This is a genomic window from Streptomyces brasiliensis (genome assembly GCF_014647875.1).
GTDB lineage: Bacteria > Actinomycetota > Actinomycetes > Streptomycetales > Streptomycetaceae > Streptomyces > Streptomyces brasiliensis.
Genome location: NZ_BMQA01000025.1, coordinates 56,741 through 79,836 on the forward strand (window position 1 = coordinate 56,741; position 23,096 = coordinate 79,836).

21 protein-coding genes are annotated in these 23,096 nt (G+C 69.7%); 17 read left to right on the top strand and 4 right to left on the bottom strand.

Annotation, left to right across the window (positions count from 1 at the left end; all coding sequences use genetic code 11):
- Position 1 precedes the first annotated feature (1 nt).
- Positions 2–1,123 (bottom strand): NAD-dependent epimerase/dehydratase family protein, encoded by a 1,122-nt coding sequence (locus IEZ19_RS29780; RefSeq protein ID WP_189314406.1) that lies wholly within the window; start codon positions 1,121–1,123, stop codon positions 2–4.
- Between the two features lie 72 nt (positions 1,124–1,195).
- Here IEZ19_RS29780 and IEZ19_RS29785 point away from each other — a divergent pair, with 72 nt between their 5' ends.
- The 8 genes from IEZ19_RS29785 (at position 1,196) to IEZ19_RS29820 (ending at position 10,167) form a co-directional block, all read left to right on the top strand.
- The gene (locus IEZ19_RS29785) at positions 1,196–2,374 is read left to right on the top strand and encodes a CaiB/BaiF CoA transferase family protein (protein ID WP_189314407.1); all 1,179 of its coding nucleotides are present in this window, start codon (positions 1,196–1,198) and stop codon (positions 2,372–2,374) included.
- Positions 2,371–2,565, top strand: a complete 195-nt coding sequence (locus tag IEZ19_RS29790; protein ID WP_189314408.1) for a ferredoxin — start codon at positions 2,371–2,373, stop codon at positions 2,563–2,565. Before IEZ19_RS29785 ends, IEZ19_RS29790 begins: the two co-directional genes overlap by 4 nt.
- A 25-nt stretch (positions 2,566–2,590) precedes the next feature.
- Positions 2,591–3,100, top strand: a complete 510-nt coding sequence (locus IEZ19_RS29795; RefSeq protein ID WP_189314409.1) for a MarR family winged helix-turn-helix transcriptional regulator — start codon at positions 2,591–2,593, stop codon at positions 3,098–3,100.
- Positions 3,101–3,239: 139 nt separating this feature from the next.
- Positions 3,240–5,240 (top strand): alpha-ketoacid dehydrogenase subunit alpha/beta, encoded by a 2,001-nt coding sequence (locus tag IEZ19_RS29800; RefSeq protein ID WP_189314410.1) that lies wholly within the window; start codon positions 3,240–3,242, stop codon positions 5,238–5,240.
- A 39-nt stretch (positions 5,241–5,279) separates the two neighbouring features.
- A complete protein-coding gene (locus IEZ19_RS29805; RefSeq protein WP_189314411.1) occupies positions 5,280–7,247 on the top strand; it encodes an oxidoreductase in 1,968 nt (655 codons plus the stop codon).
- A gap of 169 nt (positions 7,248–7,416) precedes the next feature.
- Positions 7,417–8,604, top strand: a complete 1,188-nt coding sequence (locus IEZ19_RS29810) for an ABC transporter substrate-binding protein (protein ID WP_189314412.1) — start codon at positions 7,417–7,419, stop codon at positions 8,602–8,604.
- 94 nt (positions 8,605–8,698) lie between these two features.
- Positions 8,699–9,067, top strand: coding sequence for a tyrosine-protein phosphatase (locus tag IEZ19_RS29815; protein ID WP_229841003.1), 369 nt, complete (start codon positions 8,699–8,701; stop codon positions 9,065–9,067).
- Positions 9,064–10,167, top strand: coding sequence for a phosphotransferase family protein (locus IEZ19_RS29820; protein ID WP_189314413.1), 1,104 nt, complete (start codon positions 9,064–9,066; stop codon positions 10,165–10,167). The genes IEZ19_RS29815 and IEZ19_RS29820 overlap by 4 nt, the downstream gene beginning before the upstream one ends.
- A 155-nt stretch (positions 10,168–10,322) precedes the next feature.
- Here IEZ19_RS29820 and IEZ19_RS29825 read toward each other — a convergent pair whose 3' ends face one another.
- Genes IEZ19_RS29825 through IEZ19_RS29835 form a run of 3 tightly spaced genes read right to left on the bottom strand, consistent with a single transcriptional unit; the run spans position 10,323 to position 12,952 of the window.
- Positions 10,323–10,973, bottom strand: a complete 651-nt coding sequence (locus IEZ19_RS29825; RefSeq protein ID WP_189314414.1) for a hypothetical protein — start codon at positions 10,971–10,973, stop codon at positions 10,323–10,325.
- A 60-nt stretch (positions 10,974–11,033) separates the two neighbouring features.
- Complete coding sequence (locus IEZ19_RS29830; protein ID WP_189314415.1) at positions 11,034–11,762, bottom strand: SDR family NAD(P)-dependent oxidoreductase; 729 nt, start codon at positions 11,760–11,762, stop codon at positions 11,034–11,036.
- A 2-nt stretch (positions 11,763–11,764) separates the two neighbouring features.
- On the bottom strand, positions 11,765–12,952 hold the full coding sequence (locus IEZ19_RS29835) for an ABC transporter substrate-binding protein (RefSeq protein ID WP_189314416.1): 1,188 nt from the start codon (positions 12,950–12,952) through the stop codon (positions 11,765–11,767).
- 241 nt (positions 12,953–13,193) lie between these two features.
- On the opposite strand from IEZ19_RS29835, the gene IEZ19_RS29840 reads away from it, so the two are divergent.
- The 9 genes from IEZ19_RS29840 to IEZ19_RS29880 all read left to right on the top strand — a co-directional run bounded on the left by IEZ19_RS29840 (position 13,194) and on the right by IEZ19_RS29880 (position 23,095).
- A complete protein-coding gene (locus IEZ19_RS29840) occupies positions 13,194–13,922 on the top strand; it encodes an ABC transporter ATP-binding protein (protein ID WP_189314417.1) in 729 nt (242 codons plus the stop codon).
- A gap of 40 nt (positions 13,923–13,962) precedes the next feature.
- Entirely contained in the window at positions 13,963–16,710 is a 2,748-nt protein-coding gene (locus IEZ19_RS29845) for a branched-chain amino acid ABC transporter permease/ATP-binding protein (RefSeq protein ID WP_189314418.1), read from the top strand.
- Positions 16,710–17,270 (top strand): VOC family protein, encoded by a 561-nt coding sequence (locus IEZ19_RS29850; RefSeq protein ID WP_189314419.1) that lies wholly within the window; start codon positions 16,710–16,712, stop codon positions 17,268–17,270. The genes IEZ19_RS29845 and IEZ19_RS29850 overlap by 1 nt, the downstream gene beginning before the upstream one ends.
- A 94-nt stretch (positions 17,271–17,364) precedes the next feature.
- Positions 17,365–17,826 (top strand): limonene-1,2-epoxide hydrolase family protein, encoded by a 462-nt coding sequence (locus IEZ19_RS29855; RefSeq protein WP_189314420.1) that lies wholly within the window; start codon positions 17,365–17,367, stop codon positions 17,824–17,826.
- A gap of 76 nt (positions 17,827–17,902) precedes the next feature.
- Positions 17,903–18,715, top strand: a complete 813-nt coding sequence (locus IEZ19_RS29860) for an SDR family NAD(P)-dependent oxidoreductase (RefSeq protein ID WP_189314421.1) — start codon at positions 17,903–17,905, stop codon at positions 18,713–18,715.
- A 2-nt stretch (positions 18,716–18,717) separates the two neighbouring features.
- Positions 18,718–19,836 carry a Rossmann-fold NAD(P)-binding domain-containing protein gene (locus IEZ19_RS29865; protein ID WP_189314422.1) on the top strand — a complete coding sequence of 373 codons (1,119 nt, stop codon included), beginning with the start codon at positions 18,718–18,720 and terminating at the stop codon, positions 19,834–19,836.
- A 15-nt stretch (positions 19,837–19,851) separates the two neighbouring features.
- A complete protein-coding gene (locus IEZ19_RS29870) occupies positions 19,852–20,628 on the top strand; it encodes an enoyl-CoA hydratase-related protein (RefSeq protein WP_229841005.1) in 777 nt (258 codons plus the stop codon).
- 98 nt (positions 20,629–20,726) lie between these two features.
- Positions 20,727–21,896 carry an acetylxylan esterase gene (locus IEZ19_RS29875; protein WP_189314423.1) on the top strand — a complete coding sequence of 390 codons (1,170 nt, stop codon included), beginning with the start codon at positions 20,727–20,729 and terminating at the stop codon, positions 21,894–21,896.
- On the top strand, positions 21,893–23,095 hold the full coding sequence (locus tag IEZ19_RS29880) for a CaiB/BaiF CoA transferase family protein (protein ID WP_189314424.1): 1,203 nt from the start codon (positions 21,893–21,895) through the stop codon (positions 23,093–23,095). The genes IEZ19_RS29875 and IEZ19_RS29880 overlap by 4 nt, the downstream gene beginning before the upstream one ends.
- Position 23,096 lies beyond the last annotated feature (1 nt).

Consider the following 23,096-nt stretch of genomic DNA (forward strand, 5'->3'; position numbering starts at 1 on the left):
CTCAGCGCCCCCGGGCGTCTGCCTGGAGTGACGGCACCCTGGGGTGCGGCATCGCATGCGCCATCTCGACGGCGGTGTCCGGCGCGTGCCGGCGGACGTAGGCGCGGGCGTGGTCCCATGCGGCCAGCAGTCGGTTCTCCATGGCGTAGTCGAATCGCGCGTTGTACGTCGGGTAGTTCTCGGCGGTGACGGGGTGCTCGGTAAGCCAGGCGACGGTCTCGGCGAGAGCGTCGGCGGCCGTGACGACCTCGCGGTAGCCGAGCAGCCGTTTGGCACGCGAGGCGTCGACGAGGACGTGCGGGCGGGCCGTGGGGGAGAGCAGTTCGCCCATGGCGGAGGGGGCGAGTTCGGACGGGATGCCGACGAACTCCATGTCCGCGCCGAGCAGCATGGCCACGTTCTCGGCCCACTGGCGGGTGGTCTGCTGGTCGTCGTCGGCGACGTTGAACGCCTCGCCCGCGGCGGCCGGGTTGCCGACCGCGCACAACAGCACCTCGGCGGCGTTGCGGGCGGCGCAACGGGTCACGATCCACAGGCCTGCATCGGGGAGGATCATCCGGTGCCGCCCGTCCGCGATCCGCTTCATGACGGCCCACTCCCACGGCACGATGTTGCGAGGGCCGTAGATCTGGGAGTAGCGGACCATGGTGGCGGCATAAGCCCCCTCCGCGCCGAGGCGGAACACCTCCCGCTCGGCTGCCACCATCTTCGCTGCGAAGGGAGCGACCGGCTCGCAGGCGTCGGCGAGCGTGCTGTCCTCGCGTGCGAGCAGTCGCATGCCGTAGGGCTTGGTGCCGGCCGGGTCGAAGAACCCCCGGTAGACCGGGACGCCGCCGACCCCGATGAACTGCCCGCACTTGCCGGCGAAGGCCTGAGAGACGGTCCTGAGCCGTCCGTACGTCGCCAGAACGACGTCCCAGGTACGGGTGGCGATGGCGTCGTCGAGGGTCTCGGGGAAATGCGGGTCCGCGTGGATGTGGCGGACGTCGGGCAGTCCCGGCGATTCGTGGACGCCGCGGTGGAGGATCTCCACGTCGTACCCGCGCTCCAGCAGTCCGGTGAGAAGGTGCGGCCCGGTCGGGCCGGTGCCGCCGACGACGAGTGCGGTACGGGAGGACTTCATAACCATACGGTAATTGGTTTACGCTGTCGGCGCCACTGGTGCCGTGCGCCGGTGCGGATCACAGGAGGAGACATGTCAGGACCGCTGAGCGGGCTGTCGATCGTGGAGCTCGGCGGCCTGGGCCCGAGTGCCTTTGCGACCATGCTGATGGCCGACCTCGGCGCGGACGTGATCCGGATCGACCGGGCGCGGGCCGCACACGGCGGTGTCGAGGCCGCGGCCGAGCCGAGGTTCGACCTGCTCAACCGCGGCAAGCGGTCCCTGGCTCTGGACCTCAAGCGGTCCGAGGCCGTGGAGATTGTGCTCTCGCTCGTCGAGCGGGCGGATGCCGTGACCGAGCCGTTCCGGCCGGGCGTCGCCGAACGGCTCGGGCTGGGCCCCGACATCTGCCTGGCCCGCAACCCGAAACTCGTCTACGCCCGGATGACCGGCTGGGGTCAGGAGGGCCCGTTGTCCGCGACCGCCGGCCACGACATCAACTACATCGCCCTCACCGGCGCCCTGCACGGCATCGGCCGAGCCGATGGACCACCGCAGATCCCGGTCAACTACCTGGGCGACTTCGGCGGAGGCGCGACCTATCTCGTCATCGGCCTGCTCGCCGCACTGCGGGAGGCCGCGAGCACCGGCACGGGCCAGGTCGTCGACGCGGCCATCGTCGACGGTGTCTCCCATCTGCTCTCCAGCACTCTTGCGATGTACGCCGGCGGCATGTGGCAGGACCGGCGCGGCGTGAACGTCCTCGACGGCGGCGCCCCCTTCTACTCCGTCTACGAGTGCGCCGACGGCGGGTGCGTCGCGGTGGGTGCCGGCGAGGCGAAGTTCTACGCCGAGCTGCTCCGCCGGCTCGGGCTCGACGACGACCCGCGTCACCAGCTCGACGAGTCCCGCTGGCCGGACCTGCGCCGACGGATGGCCGCGGTCTTCGCCACCCGGACCCGCGGTGAGTGGGCGGCGGAGTTCGAGCAGACGGACTGCTGCGTGACTCCGGTGCTCGGCCTGGTCGAGGCCGCCGACCATCCGCACATACGGTTCCGGCGGTCGCTGGGGGTGCGCGACGGCGTCCTCCAGGCCGGTACGGCACCCCGGTTCTCGGGTTCGGCCCCCGGCGTTCCGACGCCGCCGCCCTTGCCGGGACAGCACAGCCGCGACATCCTCGCCGCCCTCGGACTCGACGCCGACCGGCTCGTCGAGACGGGTGTGGTGACCGCGAGCCCCGTACCACAGGATCCGAAGGAGAAGCAGCGATGACCAAGGCAGTGATCGACACCGACAAGTGCGTGGGCCACGGCCAGTGCGCGATGATGGCCCCTGACGTGTTCGACCTCGATGCCGACGGCTACGCCCGCGTGATCGCCGCCGACATCACCGGCGACCTGCGCCGCGACACCGAGACCGCGGCCATGGCCTGCCCCGAGCAGGCCATCGGCATCGAGGACTGAGGTGGGTGGCCCTATCCTTCTGGACGTGAACTCCCGTCACACGCAGGCGCAGCCGAGCTTTCGCGACATCCTCCATGCCCGGCTCGTCGAGCAGGGCACCGTGCCACCCGATGTCGCCGACCGCACCGACCTGGTCTTCAATCTGACCAAGTTCTGGAACCGACTCGGCCAGGACGCCGAGTCGGTTCACCGTCGACTGGGCTGGAGCTGGGCCGGGTTCCGCTTGATGAACCTGCTGTGGGTTGCCGGTCCCCTGGAGGCCCGGCACCTCACGCGGCTTTCGGGAGCCTCGCGCGCCGCCACCTCGGCCGTTCTCAACACTCTGGAGCGCGACGGCCTGATCAGCCGTGACCGAAGCGAGAGCGACCGCCGCCAGGTGCTGGTCTCGCTCACGGAGGAGGGCAGCTCCAGGCTCATGGAAGGCCTGCGCGCCCAGGCCGAGCGCGACCGCGCCTGGTTCGCCGTTCTTACCCCTGAGGAGCAGCAGCAGCTCGGCCGGCTCCTGATGCGGCTCGCCGACCAGCGCACGCCGTGACGTCGGCGGTATGAGCTTCCGCAAGCAATAACCAATCAATGCTTGTTTAAGTCCCCCTCCTGTGCGACAGTGAGCCCGGTCGCGATTGCGGTCCGTGACGGACGCCGCGACTCGATCCCCCGCGAGGACAGGGAGCACGATGACACACGTCCAGGAGAGGCTCCGCCCGCATTCGACCCCGAGCGATCGGACGGACCTGGCCCACCTCCACCGCGACATGCTGCGCATCCGGATGTTCGAGGACCGGGCCGCGGCGCTCTACCGCGACGGAGTGATCCGTGGGTTCGTGCATCTCTCGGTCGGCCAGGAGGCGGTGCCGGTCGGTACCGCGGCGGCACTGCGGCCCGACGACGTGATCACCTCGACCCACCGCGGGCACGGCCACGTCCTGGCCAAGGGACTCGACCTCTCCGGCGCCTTCGCCGAACTCTTCGGCAGGGAGGCCGGGACCAATCGCGGCCGGGGCGGTTCGATGCACATTGCCGACCCGGCGCTGGGAATCTTCGGCGCCAATGGCATCGTCGGCGCCGGGGTGCCGATCGCGGCCGGCGCCGCCACCGCGGCCATGCTGCGGCAGGACGGTAAGGTCGCGGTCAGCTTCTTCGGCGATGGCGCCACCAGCACCGGTGCGTTCCATGAGGGCGCGACGCTGGCGGGCGACTGGCGGCTGCCGCTGATCCTGCTCTGTGAGAACAACCAGTTCTCAGAGTTCTCCAGCACCCACCTGAAGGCGCCCGGACTGATGGAGGCCCGTGCGGCGGCCTACGGCATGTCCTTTCACCGTCTCGACGGCAACGACGTGGTCGCGATGGCGGACGCGATGGAGGACATCGTGGCGGCGGTACGCCGTGGTGAGGGCCCCGCGTTCGTCGAGGCCGTGACGTTCCGCGCCCGCGGCCACTACGAGGGCGATCCGCTGAAGTACCGCGACGCGGAGCTCGCCGCGGCCTGGGCCGAGCGGGACCCGATCCTGCTCGCCGAGACGCGCTTGCGGGCGGGCGGCACGAGCGAGGCCGAGATCGCGAGCGTGCACGCGTCGGTGACCGAGGAGATCGAGCAGGCAGTGGCGGCCGCGATGGCCGGACAGGAGCCGTCGGCCGGCAGCCTGTTCGAGTATGTTCGTACCCCTCCGAAACCCGTCGTCGAGCCGGCGCTGCCCGCCGACGCAGAACCGGTGCGCTACAGCCGGGCGGTCAAGGCGGCACTCCGCCGCGAACTGGAACGGGACCCGTCGGTCTTCGTGGCCGGCATCGACGTCGGCGAGGGTGGCAACGTCTTCGGCCTGACCCGCGGCTTGGCCGCGGACTTCCCCGGACGGGTGCGTGACACCCCGATCGCCGAGAGCGCGATCGTCGGGGCGGGCGTGGGCGCCGCGATGGCAGGCATGCGGCCGGTCATGGAGATCATGTACTCCGACTTCGTCGCGGTCTGCCTCGACCAGATCATGAACCAGGCCGCGAAGCTGCGGTACATGACGGGCGGCAAGGTGAGCGTGCCGCTGACGATCCGCACCCAGTTCGGCGCCGGGCGCTCCTCGGGCGCCCAGCACTCCCAGGCGATCGAGGCTCTGCTCGCCCACATCCCTGGCCTACAGGTCGTGATGCCCTCGACGCCCGCGGACGCCTACGGCCTGCTCCGCAGCGCGATCCAGGAGGACAGCCCGGTCGTGGTCATCGAGCACCGCCTCCTCTACGAGAAGACCGGTCCGGGGTTCGCCCCTGACCACGTGGTGCCGATCGGAAAGGCGAAGGTGCTCCGCGAGGGCACCGACGCGACCGTCGTCAGCGTCTCGCGCATGGCTCGCGACAGCCTCGCCGTCGCCGAATCGCTGGCTGCCGAGGGCATTTCGGTCGAGGTCGTCGACCTTCGCACCGTCGCCCCCATCGACTGGGAGACGGTGCTGGGCTCTCTCGCCAAGACCAACCGGCTCGTGATCGCGCAAGAGGCGGTCCTCGACTTCGGGATCGGGGCCGAGATCGCCGCCCGGGCCGTCGACGAGGGTTTCTGGACGCTCGACGCCCCCGTGCTGCGCGTGGGGGCTCCCTTCACACCCGCGCCCTACGCCCCCGTCCTGGAGAAGGAGTGGGTGGTCGGGCAGCGCGACATCGAAGACGCGATTCGCAGGATCCTCGCCGTCTAGGACTTCCGGCACGGCGAGGCTTCCGGACAGGAGAGACGCATGACGACCAGCTCCACCACCGGGCCGACGTCCCCGCGCACGGATGGGAAATACGCCCGTCTGCTCAGCCCGATGACCATCCGTGGCAACGTGCTCCGCAACCGGATGATCACTACGGGGCACAGCATCATGGCGCCCTGGCACCCGGCCGGCGACGAGACGACCTATGTCGACTACTGCCGCCGCCGCGCGAAGGGCGGCGCTGCGCTGCTCATCGCTCAGCCCGTCAACGTCGAACCGTTCCACGACTGGCCGTGGCCGGTGGTGGACCGGCTCAAGCGGCTGGCCGACGCCGTGCACGAGGAGGGCGCGCTGGTCACTCCGCAGGTGGTGAACTTCGGCCGTCAGATCGGTTCGCACGTGCTGCTCGACGAAAGGGCGGAGTGGTCCTTCAACGGTGGCCAGGACGAGTTCGGCGAAGCCGCGCACCGGATGACCAGTGCCGAGGTGCAGTTGATGGTCGACGCTTTCGGCCGGCTGGCCGAGGTGTTCCGCGAGGCCGGTCTGGACGGGCTCGAACTGCACGGCGCCCACGGCTATCTGCTGCAGCAGTCCTACAGCCCTTGGGGAAACGGCCGCGACGACGAATGGGGTGAGCAACTGGCCTTCTCGACCGCGGTGCTCCAGGCTGTCCGCTCAGGACTGGGCGAGGACAAGATCCTGGGCTGGCGGATGACCGCCGACGACCAGCTGCGCGAGGAGGAGAACGGCCTGACCGCCGAGGAGCTCATGGACGTCGCGAGGCGCCTGGTGGACACCGGGCACATCGACTTCATGAACCTCTCCATCGGCACCAAGGCACCGGCGTACAGCCAGCCCGCGGTGGCCTCCTTCCGCTACCCCAAGGGCTACGACCTCGAACTGGCCAAGGGCCTGCGGGACGCGATCGACGCGCGGGTGCCGGTGGTCGGCGTGGGTGGCATCGTCGACCCGGACATGGCCGAGCAGGCGCTGGCCGACGAGATGTGCGACCTGATCGGCATGACCCGCGGCTTCATCTCCGACCCGGACATGGGCGTGAAGATCCTGCGCGGCGACGAGGACCGCATCCGTACCTGCGTGCGGGTCGCCGAGTGCAACAGCCGGCGCGTGGACGGCAAGGTCGTGCAGTGCTGGCACAACCCGGAGTTCGGGCGCGAGGCTCGGTTCGCCGCAGTGCCGGCGCCGGCGCGGCGCAAGAGCGTACTCGTCGTGGGTGCCGGTGTCGCCGGACTGCAGGCCGCCGAGGTTGCGGTCAAGCGGGGCCATGATGTGAGGATCGTGGAGGCGAGCGACCATCCGGGCGGCCGGCTGCGGAACATCCTCGGCACCCGGGCCGCCGAACTGTTCGGCACCGTCGACCACCTGGTGAACGAGCTCAGGCACGAGGGCGTGCGGGTCGAGTACGGACACCGGCTCACCGCGGCGGAGATCCGGGCGTTGGACTTCGACGAGGTCGTCGTGGCCACCGGCGCCGAGCACGACCTCGCCGCTCACGGCCTGGACCGGCCGGGGATCGTCTCGGTCGACGACGCGATCGTCGGCGAGCTCCCCGAGGGCGTGAAGGTGCTGGTCGTGGACCGCACCGGCCACAACCCGGCCGGCGTGGCGGTCGAGAAGCTGGCTCTGGAGGGCCACGAGGTCGTCTACGTGACACCGTTCGACCGGATGGTCACCAACGGCGGTTACAACCACCGGCTCGACTACCAGGACCTCTTCCGCCGGTCGCCGCTCATCACGGCGATGACCTTCAAGGACCTGAGGTCGTTCGAGAACGGCAAGGCCATGCTCGTCGACCCCGACGGCATCGAGAGCCACCTGCTGGGCATCGACGTCGTGGTGGCCGCAGTGCATCCCGTCCCGCGCGACGGGCTGGTCCACGAACTCGACGCGCTCGGAGTCACCGTGCACACCTGCGGCGACGTGATCGCCCCCCGAGGCGTCACCACGGCCACCCGCGAGGCGACTCTGCTGGCGCAGACGTTCTGAGCGGCACGATCGGCCGGATTCGTGACGAAGCACCCAAGTTCACCTACATCGCACGGTTGAGGCCGGGCCCAGTATTCCCCGGCGACGCCGTCCTTGGCCGTCCTGCGCCGTGATCGACGCAGGATGTCCGCCCTGTAACCAAGCAACGTTGCACCAATTGGAGAACACGATGCGTCGCTCTCTCAGACTCGTACCGCTCCTGGCTCTGGTCCTGCCGCTCGCCGCCTGCGGCAAGGAAGACAGCGGGGCCGCAGGAAGCTCCGACGGACCCATCAAGATCATGTCGATAGCCTCCTTCGAGAGCGCGACCTACTCCGTCCCCCAGCTTCAGACCGCCATCCAGGCCTCAGTCGACGCGGTGAACAAGTCAGGCGGGATCGACGGCCGCAAGCTCAAGGTCTCGTTCTGCAACGACAAGTTCGACCCCAACGAGACCACCGCGTGCGGGCAGCGCGCGGTCAGCGAGGGCGTGGCTGCGGTCGTCGGCGGCATGACGCCGCACACCGGGGCGCTCGCCCCGATTCTTGAGGCGGCGAAGATCCCGTTCATCGGTCCCGGCGGTGGCGACGGCATCGTGGAGGGCGAGAAGCCCGCGTTCTACCCGATCAACGCCGGCTCGAGCGCCTTCGTCATCGGTGCCGGACGGCTGGCCGTGGAGCGCGGTGGCCCGAACGTCGTCGTGATCCCCATGGACGTCGGCTCCAGCCGTGCAGCGGTCGACCTTGCAAAACAGGGCATCGAGCGCGCCGGCGGATCCATGACCCAGGTGATCGCACCGGCCACCTCCGCCGACTTCAACCCGACTGCGCTCAAGGCGCTCGACCACAAGCCCGACGGCATCGTCCTCACCGCTTCCGGCGACACCGCGACGCGCATCGTGGCGGCACTGCGCGAGAACGGCTTCAAGGGCCCGATCACCGGCCCGGCGTCGATCGTCAACCCCGCCTCGATCAAGGCGCTGGGCAACAAGGCGGAGGGCATCGTGCTCGCCGGCCGCGGCCTTCCGGCGTCGTACACCGAGAACAAGATGATCGCTGAGTTCAACACGGAGGTGCACGCGATCGACCCCGACGCTCCGATCGACGACATCAGCCTCAACGGCTGGCTCTCCGTGCGTGCCCTGCCCGGCATCATGAGCGGTCACGTGATCACCGACGGGAAGTCGGTCATCGACGCCCTCGCCAAGATGTCCAAGCCGGTGGACCTGTTCGGCATCTACCCCGACTATCCGGGACTCGGTGGCACCCCGCCCCACAAGGAGTTCCCGCGGGTGGCGGTCTTCGAGGTGCAGCCGAGCACCATCAAGGACGGCAAGATCGTCCCGGACGGCAAGTTCTTCGACCCGCTGGCGGGCTGATCCCGCACCGGACGCAGCAGTGCTGTGACGGACTGCCGGTGGCTTTCTGGGGAGTCACCGGCACTCTGTGCGACGGACTGAGGAGAAACTTCGCGTGACCACCCGGATGACCAACCTCCGCGACCTCGGAGGCCTCCCCGTTGCCGGCGGCCGTACCACCCGGCACGGAGTACTGTTCCGCAGCGACGCTCCGCGGGTCGGTGACCTGCCGCCCACCCACCTGCCCACTTGGCCGCCCGGCCGGGTGGTGGACCTCCGCGCGCCTGCCGAGACCGCCGCGGCGCCGTACGACTGGGGGCCGGGCGTCGACCTGCGGCCGCTCGACCTGATGGCCGCGGCCTCTCCCGACTGGGCACCGCCCGGCAAGGAGCCGGACTGTCTCGCCGGCCACAGGATGCTCCTGAACTTCGCGGCCCACTACCTGCGTGACCGCCTCGGCAAGCCTGGTTCGGGGCTCGTATGAGCACCGAGAGCACAGCAGGCCCGGTATCGCCGCTCGACGCGGTGCAGCCCTGGCTCGAGGCGACGTACGACGGTGTTCGCGACATCACTGTCGACGAGGTGGGGACGCCGAGCTCGGGCGGGTTCTCCAACGGCACCTGGACCTTCCGGGTGCGATGGACCGGGACCGACGGGCCCGGGACGCGGCGACTGGTGCTCCGCACTCCGCCCCAGGGACCGACGCTGCTGCATGTGCCGACCCTCGGGCTGCAGTGCGAGGTGATGCAGGCGCTGTCGGCGGTCGGCACCGTGCCGGTCCCGAGGGTGGTGTGGCGCAGCCCTGACCCGGAGTACTTCCTCATGGAGTACGTGCCGGGTCGGCCAGGGCCGGACAGCCCGCCGTACACGGTCTCGGGCTGGATCGTCGACCTCGACCCTCCTGGTCGCCGCCGCGTGCACGAGGCGGCGATCGAGGCGATGGCCGCGGTCCACGCAGTCGACCACACGCGCGTCGACGTGCCGTCGCTGGAGCGACCGACCGCGGGGAGGTCCGCGCTCGGCCTGCGGCTGGACTATTACCGCGCCCATTACGACCACGCCGCGTGCGAGCTCGGCTACGGGAACCCGCACGTCGAGCGAGGCTTCGCCTGGCTGGAGGCCAACCGGCCGGCAGCGGAGGCCGAGCCGGTACTGACGTGGGGTGACTCGCGTCTGGGCAACGTCCTGTTCAGCGATGACGGGCCGGAGGTGGTGGCGCTGCTGGACTGGGAGTTCGCGTGCCTGGCCAGCCCCGCCCACGATCTGTCCCACTGGTTGTTCGCGGACCGGTACTTCACCGAAGGCATCGGTGCGGAGCGGCCGGAGGGTTTCCCCACCCGCGCGGAGCAACTGGACTACTACCGTCAGCTCACCGGACGCGCGCTCGACGACCTGCCCTACTACGACGTCGCCCTGGCCGTGCAGAGCGCGATCAACATGATGCGCGTGGCCAAGATGTCACTGGATGCCGGCTGGCTCGCCCCCCACCCCGACCTGGGCATCGACACCGGCAGCACCCACATCCTGCGCCGGCTCCTGGGCGACCGGGTGGACGCGGCCCCGCGCCCCTTCTCCAAGGGCTGACCCGGACTGGTCAGCCCTTGGAGAAGGGGCGGCTCACGATGCCTCCCCGGGGATCCAGGCCCGCGAGTAGTCACGCCAGGCGACGATCCGGTCGTCGGGCCCGAAGTCCACGCCGAACGAAGCCGGCAGGACGATCGGCGGATGCGCCTCGTGGGTCAGCGTGTAGGTGATCTCGTCGTGTAACCGGGGCGGGAGGCGATCACGTGCAGCTCCCACCGGACGCTGCTGTAGGCGTAACGCCCGTGCTGCCGCGCGTAGAAGTCGAGCAGCGCCTCGCGCCCCCGGGCGCGCACTCCCTCTGCGGAGTGCCAGAGCAGGACATCCGGGTCGGCGTACTTCTCCCAGGCGGCCAGCACTCCGCCGATCTCGTCGTGCATCCCGAAGAAGTCGCGGACGGCTGCCTGCTGGCGCGCGGCCGAGCCGGGGGCAGCAGTGCGGGCTGCCGGGCGAGGGAAGTCGGGCACCTCGATGCCGCGGGCGGCGGCGCCCGGGTCACCGTGGTGGCGCGCCGGCTCCGTTCCCTCGGTGAGGTCGATGACGGCATGGCCGAGGCCGAGGGCCGTGCCGTGCTGCGTGAGGTAGCGGGTCTCGGCCAGAGCGGCGCCGCCGGTGGCGATGGAGTCGAGCACGGCCATCGTGACCTCGCCCGTGGGAGTCGGGGCCCACCATCGGCCGGCCTCGGCGAGCACCGCCTGGATCCCGCGGGATGAGCCGCCACCGTCACTCCACGCGATCGGGACCGGTGACATACCGGCCTGGAGGCGGGTGCCGAGTTCGGCGGCGGGGCCGGAGAGCAACTGGAGCACTGGTGCAGGGCATCTCTGGTGGATGTGGTCATGGCTGCCGCCTTTCGATGTGTTCGACCGTCAGGCGAGGGATCCTCCGTCGACGACCAGTTCGGCGCCGGTGGCGTATGAGCCCAGCTCGGAGATGAAGAAGTACACCGCCCGTGCGATGTCGTCCGGTTCGCCCATCCGCCGCATCGGGATGGCCGCCTCGATGCCGGCCACCCGATCGGGGAAGTTCTTGATGATCGTGGCCATCATGGGGGTGCGGATCAGTCCCGGCAGCACCGTGTTGACCCGGACGCCGTACGGCGCGAGTTGTCGCGCGGCCACCCGGCTGACACCGCGTACCCCCCACTTCGTGCTGACGTAGGCGAGGTCGGGGCTCTGTGCCGGCGGCATCGCCGCCCCGGAGGCGATGTTGACGATCGAGCCGCGACCGAGCTCCCGCAGGTGTCGTCCGACGGCCTGGACGCCGAGGATCACCCCGAGCTGATTGACCATCGCGGTGCGATGGAACAGGGCCGGGTCCGGCGGACTGTCGAGGAGGTACTCGCTCTTGACCCCGGCCGCCGCCACCAGGCCGAAGAGCGGACCGAAGCGATCCACCGCCGCGGTCAGGAGACCCTCCCACGAGTCCGGGTCCGCGACGTCGTGGTGGACGAACAGTCCGTTCAGTTCCTCGGACAGCGGCTCGCCCAACTCGTCCTGCAGATCGGCGACGACCACCCGGAAGCCGCGCTCGGTCAGCAACCGGGAGGTGGCCGCGCCGATGCCGCTGGCGCCCCCGGTGACGATGACGACGTCCATGGTCAGTCCTTTCCTTCGAGGGGGTTGAAGAAGTCGCCGTCGCGGACGATCTTGCCGTGTTTCACCGTGCTGCCGACCGTGGCGAAGACGGGCACCCTGGGATACTGCTTGCTGTCAGGTTCAGCGGGGATGCCGGGATAGTCCGGGGCGGTGCCCAGCACGATCGGCTCCTTGATGTCGTCGAAGGCCGCGATCACGGAGGCGCCGTCGGTGATCTTGTGGCCCTTCAGTACCTTGGCCAGCAGGTACATCCCCGTCCACGCGTTGAGCGCGAGGTCGTCGGTCTGGGCCTTCGGGTCCTCGGCCGCCATCTGGTCGAGGAACTCGCGGACTTGGGGGATGTCCGTGGACGTGGTGGGCACGACGCGGCTGGTCATCCGGACGCCCTCGGCGAAGTCGCCGAGCGCTTTGAGGCTGGCCGGCGGGAAGTTGGAGCCCGGCCCGGTGATCAGACCCTCGTAGCCGGCCTGGCGGAAGCCCCTGACCAGCTTCAAGGCGTCCTCGGTGACGACCTGGAGGGAGACGGCGTCAGGGTCGAGCTCCAGAGAGCTCGCGACCGTGGCGGAGACGTCGGGAGCGCCCAGCTTCATCGTCACCTTGGTCATCTTGGACCCGCTGGCCGAGGCGCCCTGGATGGCCAGGTCCGCGCCGCTCTGGGAGCCCTCGTTGTCGGAGGCGATGACGACCGTCGTGCGGCCCGCCTCGGCCGCGAGCCGACCGTTGCCGATCGACATGCCCGGGGCGCCGGCGTTGACGGGGAACGAGATCTTGCTTTGCAGCTCGGGGGCGCCGGAGCTCGCGCTTCCGGCCACCAGGGGAATCTTCGCGGCCTCGAGGATCGGCAGGAATTGGGGTGAGAACGCAGACGCGCCCCCGACCACGGCGACGAAGCCGTCCGACACCGCGCGCTGGGCGCACGAGGTTGCCTCATTGGGGTCGAATTTGTCGTTGCAGGTCTCGAGCGCGACCTTACGGCCGTCGATACCGCCGTTCGAGTTGATCTCGGCGATCTTCGCGCGGAGCGCGGTTGCGATCTGAGGGGTCGAGAACACAGGCGACTCGAAGGAGCCGATCGACATGATCCTGATGGGGCCTTCGGCTGTGGAGCCGGAGGAGGAGCGACCGCAGGCGGCCAGCGAGCCGAGGGTGAGAGTGGAGACGGCGAGGGCGGAGAGCAGTCGTCGCTTCATGGGGTCCTTGTCTATGGAAACAGGATCCTTGCCACAAATAACGAAACGCGGTTAGGTTAACTGTGCTCGGCGTTGATCGGCAAGGGGGGCGGTTCGCGTCAGAGATCGCAAGGATCCGGCCCTGTCAGGTCCTTGCGTTGAGGTTGCGGCGGACGTAAAACCAAACAGTGTTTACCGCGCTGTGTGTGCCGCCACGGGCTGTGGCAGGGCACCCGGCTCCATCACCGCTGAGGGAGATGACGTGACTGCAGTCGCCCACACCGAGCCCGCCACGGCGCGAGGTGCCGCCCTGCGGGCGACGTCGCTGGTCGCCGGCTACGGCGACCTCGCCGTCGTACGGGGGCTGGACATCGAGGTCCGCGCCGGTGAGATCGTCGCGCTGCTGGGGCCCAACGGTGCCGGGAAGTCGACCACACTGCTGACTCTCGCCGGTGAGTTGCGCCCGCTCGGCGGGGAGATCAGCTGGTTCGGCTCCCCCCTCACCGGCGGGCTGCACAAGCGGGCGGCGTCCGGCCTCGGGTTCGTGCCGGAGGAGCGTTCTGTGATCATGTCCATGTCGGTGCGGGACAACCTGCTCCTGGGCAGCGGCGGCATCGAGCCGGCCGTCGAGGTGTTCCCGGAACTGGGCGCGCTGCTGGACCGCCGGGCAGGTCTCCTTTCCGGCGGTGAGCAGCAGATGCTCACGCTCGGCCGCGCTCTCGCCCGGCGGCCGAAGGTCCTCCTCGCCGATGAACTCTCCCTGGGCCTCGGGCCGATCGTGGTGGACCGGCTCCTCGCAGCGCTGCGCGACGCCGCGACCACGCTCGACATCGGGGTTCTGCTGGTGGAGCAGCAGGCGCGCCGGGCACTGGCCGCCTCCGACCGCTGGTACCTCATGCGCCGCGGTGAGCTGGTCGCCAGTGGGGACTCCTCGGACGGCATGGACGAGATCCAGCGCTTGTACCTCGCTGGCCACGACAGCGCCGACTGATCCGCTCCCGTCCGGCCTCACCACTCACAGGAGAACGTCCATGGACTTCCTTCGTTACCTGCTCATCGGTCTGGGCGCCGGTGCGCTGTACGCGCTGATCGCCCAGGGGCTGGTACTGGTGTACCGGGGATCCGGCATCCTCAACTTCGCCCAGGGCGGGTTCGTGATGGTGGGCGGCTACGCCTACTACCAAGCCGTCGTGGGCTTCTCACTCCCGCGCTGGCTCGGCCTGGTCTTCGCCGTTGTGGTGGGCTCGATCCTCGGCACACTGGTCCAACTGCTGGTCCTGAAGCCCATGAAGGAGGCTTCGGCCCTGCTGAAGGTCATCTCGACGCTCGCCGTGCTCATGGTGCTGACGTCGGGTGCCGTGCTCCTCTACGGCAGCGACCTGAAGGCCGCGCCGTCGCTGTTGCCGACCGGCAGTATCCAGGTGGCGCCGCATGCGTACGTCGGCGCCGACCGGTTGATCCTCTTCCTCCTCGGGGCGGTGTCCACCGCCGCGCTGTGGTTCGTCTACCGCCGTACGACGTTCGGCCGGGCGACAGGCGCGGTCGCCGAGAACGTCCGTGTCGCCGCGAGCCTCGGCCACTCCCCGGAGCGCATCGCCATTGTCAACTGGGCGCTGGGCGCCGCTCTCAGCGCGCTCGCCGGCGCCCTCATTGCGCCGATCACCTACCTGCAACCGCAGGTCCTCGCCATGCTGGTGATCCCCGCTCTCGCCGTCGGTCTCATCGCCAACTTCAACTCGTTCCCGATCGTGTTCGCCGGAGCCATCGGGCTCGGCGTCGTCGAGTCCCTCATGGCCCGCTATGTCAGCGCGCCCGGATGGTCGGCCAGTGTGCCCTTCATCATCGTGGTGATCGTGATGGTGCTGCGCGGCCGCGGCATCCCGCTGCGCAGCCACGTGCTGGACCGCATGGCTGACATCGGCTCCGGCAAGGTGCGGATCATCCCGACGGTGGTCGTCTGCGCGGTCATGGCGTGGTTGCTCAGCTCGGTGCTCAACCTCGCCTGGACGAACGCGTTCACGGTCACCATCGGCTTCGCGATCCTCTGTGTGTCCATCGTGCTCGTCACGGGATACGCCGGGCAGCTCTCGCTCGCGCAGTACGTCCTGGCCGGCTTCGGTGCCCTGATCGCTGCCCGGCTGGTGGCCGATCTCAAATGGCCGTTCCTGCCGGCCCTTCTCGGTGCCGTGGCGGTCACCGCACTGCTCGGCGTGCTGGTGGCGCTGCCGGCGCTCCGCACGCGCGGCATCAACCTGGCCATCGTCACCCTCGGCCTCGCCGTGGTCATCTACAACATCGTCCTCAACAACACCGACTACAGCGGCGGGACGAGCGGCATCGTCGTCCCGCCCATAGAGATCTTCGGGCAGAACGTCAGCGGCCTGCTGTCACCCGACCGCTACGCGATCATGGCGTTCATCCTGCTGGTGATCGTGGCGGTCGGCGTGCTCAACGTCCGCCGCGGCGCAGTCGGCCGCCGGCTGCTCGCCGTACGAAGCAACGAGCGTGCGGCCGCCTCGCTGGGCGTCAGTGTCTTCGGGGCCAAGCTGTTCGCGTTCGGTGCGGCGGCCGGCATCGCAGCCGTCGCCGGTGTGGTTCTCACCTTCCGCAGCTTCAGTGTGGTGACGGTCAACTTCGACACCTTCAACTCCATCGTGGTCGTCGCCATGACGGTGGTCGGCGGCGTCGGGTACGTCGGCGGCGGCGTCATGGGCGGCACTCTCATGCCGTCGGGCGTCAGCTCGGAGCTCTTCTCCGGCATCCACTCGATCGAATCCTGGCTCCCGTTGATCAGCGGCTTGATCCTCCTGGTCATCCTGGTCCAGAACCCGTCCGGTCTCTGGCAGATGAACGTCGACATGGTCAAGGGGATCGCGCACAAGCTACGCCGGCACAAGGCCGAGCCGCCGGCCGACGCCCAGGACGTCAGGGCTGCCGAAGTCGTCAAGGCCGAGCCGGTGACGGCCAAGCGGCTCACCGTTTCCGGACTGCGGGTGCGCTTCGGCAATGTGGTCGCCGTGTCCGACGCGACGTTCGTCGTCGCGCCCGGCACCGTGCACGGCCTGATCGGCCCCAACGGTGCCGGGAAGACCACGGTGATCGACGCCGTCACGGGCTTCGTACGATGTGACACCGGCACGGTGAACCTGGACGGCGCCGACCTGACGAGGATGTCGCCGCAGAAACGGCTGAAGTCCGGTCTCGGCCGGTCGTTCCAGTCGCTGGAGCTCTTCGAGGACCTCACCCTGCGCGAAAACCTCGCCATCGCCAGCGAGAGCTGGAGCCCCCTCAGGTACGGCTCCGACTTCGTGCGGCCCGGCAGAATCCAGCTCGACGGCGCGGCACTCGCGGCGGCCCGTGAGTTCGACCTGCTGGGCGAGCTCGACCTCAAGCCCGGTCAACTCTCCATGGGCCACCGTCGGCTCGCGGCGATCGCCCGGGCAGTGGCCAGCACCCCCTCGGTGCTCTGCCTCGACGAGCCCGCCGCCGGTCTGAGCGACCCGGAGGCCCAGCACCTCGCCGTCCTGCTGCGCAAACTCGCCAAGGACTGGGGCATGGGCATCCTGCTGGTCGAGCACAACATCGACATGGTGCTCGCCGCCTGCGACGAGGTGACCGTGCTGACCGCCGGGGCGGTGCTCGTCAGCGGCTCGCCGCAGGAGGTGCGCCACGACCCGCGTGTGCTCAGCGCCTACCTGGGGGGCGGAGCCGAGGAACCGGCGGACGCGGCGGCCCCGGCCGATCCGCGCGACAGCAGCCTCCTCGAGGAGCTGAGCTGATGTCGGCGGCCGGAAACACCACGCGCACGATCGTTCCCGACCGGCTGGCCCATGTCGTGCTCCGCACACGGCAGTTCAGGCCGATGCTCGAGTGGTGGGCCAACCTGCTGCAGGCCGAGGTGGTGTTCGAGAACGGGTTCATCGGCTTCCTGACCTTCGACGACGAGCACCACCGGGTCGCGATCGTCCAACCGGCCGACCTCGACGACCCGGCCGGGTACCCGGCCGGCCTGGATCACATCGCGTTCACCTACGCGAGCCTGGGCGACTTGGTGGCGACGTACGAGCGGCTCAAGGGGCAGGGCATCGACGCAACCTGGGTCGTCAACCACGGTCCGACACTGTCGCTCTACTACCGCGATCCGGACGGGAACCGGGCCGAACTGCAGATCGACCGGTTTCGCACCAACGAGGAGGCGACCGCGTTCCTGCGCTCGTCGGCCTTCTCCCGGCACCCGATCGGTCACCGTGTGGACTTCGACGACCTGGCCCGCCGCTTCCACGAGGGCGAGGACGAGGCCACGCTCACGGCGTACAAGTACGACCACGAGAACGCCTGAGCCGTGCCCGCCCGCGGCGCTCGGGGCATGGCGGCGGCCCGTGTGCCCGCCGACGCCATCCGCCCGGGCGTCGGCCTGACGAGTAGGGGAACAGGTGAACACCGATCCGCTGGCCGTGGTGCGCGACTTCTTCGCGCACTTCGGACCGACGCACGACGACATGGTGGCGACTGCCCGACGGCTCTGCCACGACGACCTGTGGTGGGCCTCGGGCGGCTTCGATCCGCCCCGGGTGACCAGCCTGGACCAGCTGGTGACGGATCTGGAGAACGCGAGGGCGCGCAAGGGAGTGGCGGGCTTCCGGTTCGAACTGGTGCATGCCGCCGCCGACGGCCCCTACGTGCTCACCGAGCGCTTCGACGACTCCGTCGACGACCACGGCAGGCTGCTGCACTCGTTCAAGGTGATGGGCACGCTCAAGGTCGAGCACGGTCGCATCCGCTGGGCGCGGGACTACTTCTACGACACCCGCGAGTTCGCCGAGCAGTACCTGCCCGAGGACTTCGCGGCCGACCGGTCGCCGATCCTCGACGACCTCATGCGGGCCGGAGACTAGTCGGCCTTCCTGCGTGCCCCACGACCTGATAAAACACTGTTTGGTTTTGACGTCGAGGTGAACGGAGAACACGACGATGGGTTCCCTTCAGGGACGGGTCGCGCTGGTCACCGGCGCCGGCTCCGGAATGGGACAGGCGTCCGCGCACGCCCTCGCCGCGGCCGGTGCCAAGGTCATGGTGACCGATGTGAACGGCGACACCGCGACCGCCACGGCGAAGTCGATCACCGAGGCGGGCGGCACAGCCGTCGCGGCGGTCCTCGACATCGCCGAGGAGGCGGCCTGGAGGGAGGCCGTGCAGACGACGCGCCGCGAGTTCGGCGCCCCCGTGACGGTGCTGCACAACAACGCCGCGCTCACCGGCGGACCGGTCATGGACCGCGACCGCGATCCGCTCAACCTCGACCTGGACGCCTGGAACACCAGCCTGTCGATCACGCTCACCGGTGCCGCATTGGGCTGCAAGCACGTGCTGCCGGGGATGCTCGAAGCCGGGACCGGCAGCATCATCAACATGTCCTCCACCCGCGGTGTCACCGGCGCCACGTGGCGGATGAGCTACAACACCGCCAAAGCCGGCATCATCGGGCTGACCCGCACGGTGGCGGTGCACTACAGCGCGCAGGGCGTCCGCTGCAACGCGATCGTGCCTGGTGTCTTCGACACACCCGCACTCCGCAGCGGCCTCCCGCAGGAGCGGCTGCGCGAGGTCGAGCGCTCCCACCTGCTGAACAGGCTCGGCCGGCCCGAGGAGATGGCCAACGTCGTGGTGTTCCTCGCATCCGACCTTTCGGCCTTCATCACCGGCGCGGTGATCCCCGTCGACGGCGGGCAGAGCGCCTTCAGCGAAGGACTGGCCCCCGCGGCCAGCCGTGGAATCGAGGACTGAGCATGAGCAAGAAGACCCTGGTCATCGGCGGAACTGGCCCGACCGGCCCGCACATTCTGCAGGGGCTTCTCGACCGCGGCCACGACGTCAGTATGCTGCACCGCGGCGCCCACGAGCCGCCGGCTCTTCCCGACGTCAAGCACATCCACGCCGACCCGCACTTCGCCGAGACCCTCGAGGAGGTGGTCGGGGACCAGGAGTGGGACCTCGTGGTCGCGACGTACGGCCGGATGAGGGTGACCGGGGAGTTCTTCGCCGGCCGGACCGCCCAGCTGATCTGCGTGGGCGGTGTGCCGGTCTACCGCGGGTTCATCGAGCCGCAGGGCTCCAAGCCGTGGGGCATGAAGATCAACGCCCGCGAGGACAGCCCGCTGGCCGACACCGTCGCGGTGCCCGCGAAGTTCGCGATGCAGATCCTCAGCGCCGAGCGCTCGGTGATGGAGCGTGCCGCGCACGGTGCCTACATGGCGTCCTACGTCCGCTACCCCCAGATCTACGGCCCACGCAACATCGTGCCGTGGGAGTGGGCGGTGGTGAAGCGGATCCAGGACGGCCGACGGTACATGATCCTGCCCGACGACGGCCTCTGGGTGATCTTCCGCTGTGCCGCCCGCAACGCGGCGGCGGGGATCATGGCGATCGTCGACCATCCCGACGCCGCCAACGGTGAGTCCTACAACGTCGCCGACGATGACCAGTTCACCCTGCGGCAGTGGGCCGAGGTCGTGGCGGACATCTGCGGAACACCGCTTGAATTCATCGGCATCCCCTCGCTCATCGCGCCCTCGGCAGTCAACGAGTTCCTCGCGCCGGCCTCGCGGCCGCACATGATGGTGGACGCGTCCAAGATCCGCACCCAGCTCGGCCACCGGGACGTGGTCACGGCGTACGAGGCGCTCGCCGAGACCGTCGAGTGGCTGCGGGCCAACCCGCCCACCCCCGAGGCCTATCCGATGTACACCGGCAAGTTCGACTACGAGCTCGAGGACCGACAGGTCGCGGCCTACGCGAAGGCGGTCGAGCTGTGCCAGGCCGAGGCCCCCGACGTGGCCCCGCCGCTGGCTCACCCCATGCCGCATCCGAAGGTCCCGTCGCTGACTAGCGACGAGCGCGGCCGCTGACCGGAGGAGGAGACAGTGCCGATCCACCAGAAGCTGTCCGCCGACGGGGTCCTCGAGCTGGTCATCGACGCCCCGCCGGTCAACGCCCTCGGGATCGAGGACCTCGCCAAGCTGGCAGCCGTCGTGGAGAGCGTCGACGACCGCCCGGACGTGCGCGTGGTGATCCTGCGCGGCGAGGGCCGGGGTTTCATCGGTGGCGGTGATGTCAAGGAGGTCCAGCGGCTGCCGGGGTTCGAGGGCATCCTCGGCCAGGTCACCGGCTCCACCGCCCTGACCGTGGGTCTGCACGACTGCGCCGTCCCCGTGATCGCCGCCGTCCACCGCTACTGCATCGGTCTGGGCGTGCTGGTCGCGGGCGCCAGCGACATCGTGGTCGCGGACGAGGCGTGCACGTTCGTGCTGGCCGAGGTCGACAACGGCGCCACCGGCGGCGCGGTGCAGGCGATGGGACTGATGCCGGACAAGAGACTGCGCCAGGCGATGCTCACGTGTGAGCCGGTGCTGGGGCGGGAGCTGGCGTCGTACGGCACCGTGGTCGCGGTGCCCGACGAGGGGTCGGTACCGAAGGAGGCCCGGCGGCTGGCCGGAGTGATCGCGGCCAAGAGGCCGTCGGTGGTCCGGGCGGCCAAGAAGGCGATCAACGGCAGCGCCCGGCGGGACATCGGGCCGCTCTACCGCCAGGAGACCGCGCTGACCCTCGAACTCAACATGCGCGGTGACGCAACGGAGGCCCGCGAGACCTTCGTGTCCGGTGAGCGCAGGGGCTACCTGTCCCGGGACACGTCCTCGTAGCCGCTGCCGGACTGCACACCATTGATCCAAACACTGTATGGTTTTGTGGGCGGCACCGGACTGCCGGCCGCACGACGTCGAGCACTGGAGGTACGCCCATGCCCGTGGACAGGTCCGTGAAGTACACCCGTACCCCCTACCTTGTGGTGCAACGGGACAACTCCACGCGCAAGGACGTCTACGGCACGATCGGTGACTCGGTGGTGCTGCAGGCTCAGTTGCTCCGTGGTGAGAACCCCTCCACGACCTGTGTGGTGGCGATGCACCCGATCGGATCCCCCGGCTACCTGCCGATGTTCTCGGCCCTGGCCCGGGCCGGGTTCCACGTCGTCGCCGCCGGCACCCGGTACAGCAACGGCGACGCCGCGCTGATCATGGAGAACGTCCTCCTCGACCTCGGCGCGGTGGTCAGGGACGCCAAGGAGCGACTCGGCTACGAGCGGGTGATCCTGGCCGGCTGGAGCGGCGGCGGCTCGCTGATGATGGGCTATCAGGCAGAGGCCGAGCAGCCGGTCATCAAGCTCACCGGGGCGGGGGAGTACACCCCGCTCGTCGACACCCGGCTGACCCCGGCCGACGGGGTGATGATCCTCGCGGCGCACCGCAGCCGGCACCACCTGCTGACCGACTTCCTGGACGCCTCGATCCTCGACGAGTCGCGCCCCGACGAGCGCGACCCCCACCTCAACCTGTACGCACCCGAAAACCCGAACCAGCCGCCATACACCGAGGAGTTCCTGGAGGAGTACCGCGTGGCCCAGGTGGCGCGCAGCCGTCGCATCACGGCGCATGCCCAGGAGCGTCTGGCCGCTCTCCAGGCGGCCGGACGACACCACGAGGAGCACTGCTTCGTGGTGCAGGGCACCATGGCCGACCCCCGCTGGCTGGACCTCGATGTCGACCCCAACGACCGGGCACCGGGCTCCTACCTCGGCGACCCCCGCCTGGTCAACGACGGGCCCTCGGCGCTGGGCCGCTTCACCACCACGCGCAGCTGGCTCTCGCAGTGGTCCTACGACACCGCGCAGGTCGACGCCGTGGAGGCTGCCTCCCGCGTCACCGTTCCGGTCCTCCTGCTCGAGAACTCCCGCGACGACGCGTGCCCGCCGGCACACCCGCGGGCCATCTACGAAGCCATCGCCCACGAGAACAAGCAGTTGAGCGTCATAGAGGGCGCGAACCACTACTACAGCGGCCAGAAGGAGCATCTGCAGTCGGCGGTCGACCACATCGCCGGCTGGCTGACGCAGAACGGCTTCGACAGGTGACCGGCAGGGCATCCTTCGGGGGCGGCGCCCTCGCCGGTCTGCGGGTCCTCGAGGTCGGCCACATCATCAGCGGGCCTTTCTGCGCCCACCTGTTCGCCGACCACGGCGCTGAAGTGATCAAGGTCGAACCCCCGGCGGGTGACGACATGCGCCGCTGGGGCGGGCTCTACAAGGGCGTGGGGCTGTACTGGCCGATCATCGGCCGCGGGAAGAAGTCGGTCACGCTCGACCTCCGCGTGGGTGAAGGGCAGGCGGCCTTCCGCGAACTGGCCCGTACGGCCGACGTGGTCGTCGAGAACTTCCGTCCCGGGACCATGGAACGCTGGGGCCTCGGCCCCGAGGACCTGCAGGCGGACAACCCCGACCTGGTCATGGTCCGTATCACCGGCTACGGGCAGACGGGCCCGCTGCGGGACCGGGCCGGATTCGGCTCGATCGCCGAGGCGATGAGCGGTTTCAGGCATCTGTCGGGGGACCCGGACCGGCCGCCGGTCCGGGTCGGGATCTCCATCGGGGACGCTCTCGCCGGCACCCAGGGTTTCATCGGCGCGCTGCTCGCACTGCTTGGCGGCCATCTGCGTCCGGGAACCCCCCGGGGCCAGGTGATCGACGTGGCCCTCTATGAGGCGACGTGGATGTACATGGAGTCGATCCTTCCCGAGTTCGTGAAACTGGGGAAGGTGCGTGGGCCCTCCGGACCGCTGCTGCCGGGCATCGCGCCCTCCAGCGTCTACCCCACGTCCGACGGCCGGTGGATCGTCATGGGGGCCAACAAGGACACCGTGTTCGGCCGTCTCGCGGCCGCGATGCAGCGCCCGGAGTGGGCCGCGCCCGACGGCCGCTACGCCACGCACCTGCTGCGCGGCGAGCACCAGCTCGAGCTGGACGCCGAGATCGCGGACTGGACCCGCCGTCGCACGGTCGACGAACTCCTCGACCTGCTGGACAAGGCGGGCGTGCCGGCCGGCCGGATCTACACCGCGCCCGACATCCTCAACGATCCGCACTATCGCGCGCGGGACATGGTCGTGGAGGTGGCCGACCCGTCGCTGGGCGGTGAAAGCGTCCCGATGCCCGGCGTGGTGCCGAAGCTCAGCCGGACCCCAGGGGGCATCCGGCGCGGTGCACCCATGCTCGGGGAGCACAACGACGAGATTCTGGGCGTTCTGCGGATGACGCCCGCGAGCTGGAGCCGATGAT

Excerpts from the sequence above, each read along its gene's own strand:
- IEZ19_RS29780 (WP_189314406.1), bottom strand. The coding sequence starts at position 1,123 with ATGAAGTCCTCCCGTACCGCACTCGTCGTCGGCGGCACCGGCCCGACC.
- IEZ19_RS29785 (WP_189314407.1), top strand. The coding sequence starts at position 1,196 with ATGTCAGGACCGCTGAGCGGGCTGTCGATCGTGGAGCTCGGCGGCCTG.
- IEZ19_RS29790 (WP_189314408.1), top strand. The coding sequence starts at position 2,371 with ATGACCAAGGCAGTGATCGACACCGACAAGTGCGTGGGCCACGGCCAG.
- IEZ19_RS29800 (WP_189314410.1), top strand. The coding sequence starts at position 3,240 with ATGACACACGTCCAGGAGAGGCTCCGCCCGCATTCGACCCCGAGCGAT.
- IEZ19_RS29805 (WP_189314411.1), top strand. The coding sequence starts at position 5,280 with ATGACGACCAGCTCCACCACCGGGCCGACGTCCCCGCGCACGGATGGG.
- IEZ19_RS29810 (WP_189314412.1), top strand. The coding sequence starts at position 7,417 with ATGCGTCGCTCTCTCAGACTCGTACCGCTCCTGGCTCTGGTCCTGCCG.
- IEZ19_RS29820 (WP_189314413.1), top strand. The coding sequence starts at position 9,064 with ATGAGCACCGAGAGCACAGCAGGCCCGGTATCGCCGCTCGACGCGGTG.
- IEZ19_RS29830 (WP_189314415.1), bottom strand. The coding sequence starts at position 11,762 with ATGGACGTCGTCATCGTCACCGGGGGCGCCAGCGGCATCGGCGCGGCC.
- IEZ19_RS29835 (WP_189314416.1), bottom strand. The coding sequence starts at position 12,952 with ATGAAGCGACGACTGCTCTCCGCCCTCGCCGTCTCCACTCTCACCCTC.
- IEZ19_RS29845 (WP_189314418.1), top strand. The coding sequence starts at position 13,963 with ATGGACTTCCTTCGTTACCTGCTCATCGGTCTGGGCGCCGGTGCGCTG.
- IEZ19_RS29850 (WP_189314419.1), top strand. The coding sequence starts at position 16,710 with ATGTCGGCGGCCGGAAACACCACGCGCACGATCGTTCCCGACCGGCTG.
- IEZ19_RS29860 (WP_189314421.1), top strand. The coding sequence starts at position 17,903 with ATGGGTTCCCTTCAGGGACGGGTCGCGCTGGTCACCGGCGCCGGCTCC.
- IEZ19_RS29865 (WP_189314422.1), top strand. The coding sequence starts at position 18,718 with ATGAGCAAGAAGACCCTGGTCATCGGCGGAACTGGCCCGACCGGCCCG.
- IEZ19_RS29875 (WP_189314423.1), top strand. The coding sequence starts at position 20,727 with ATGCCCGTGGACAGGTCCGTGAAGTACACCCGTACCCCCTACCTTGTG.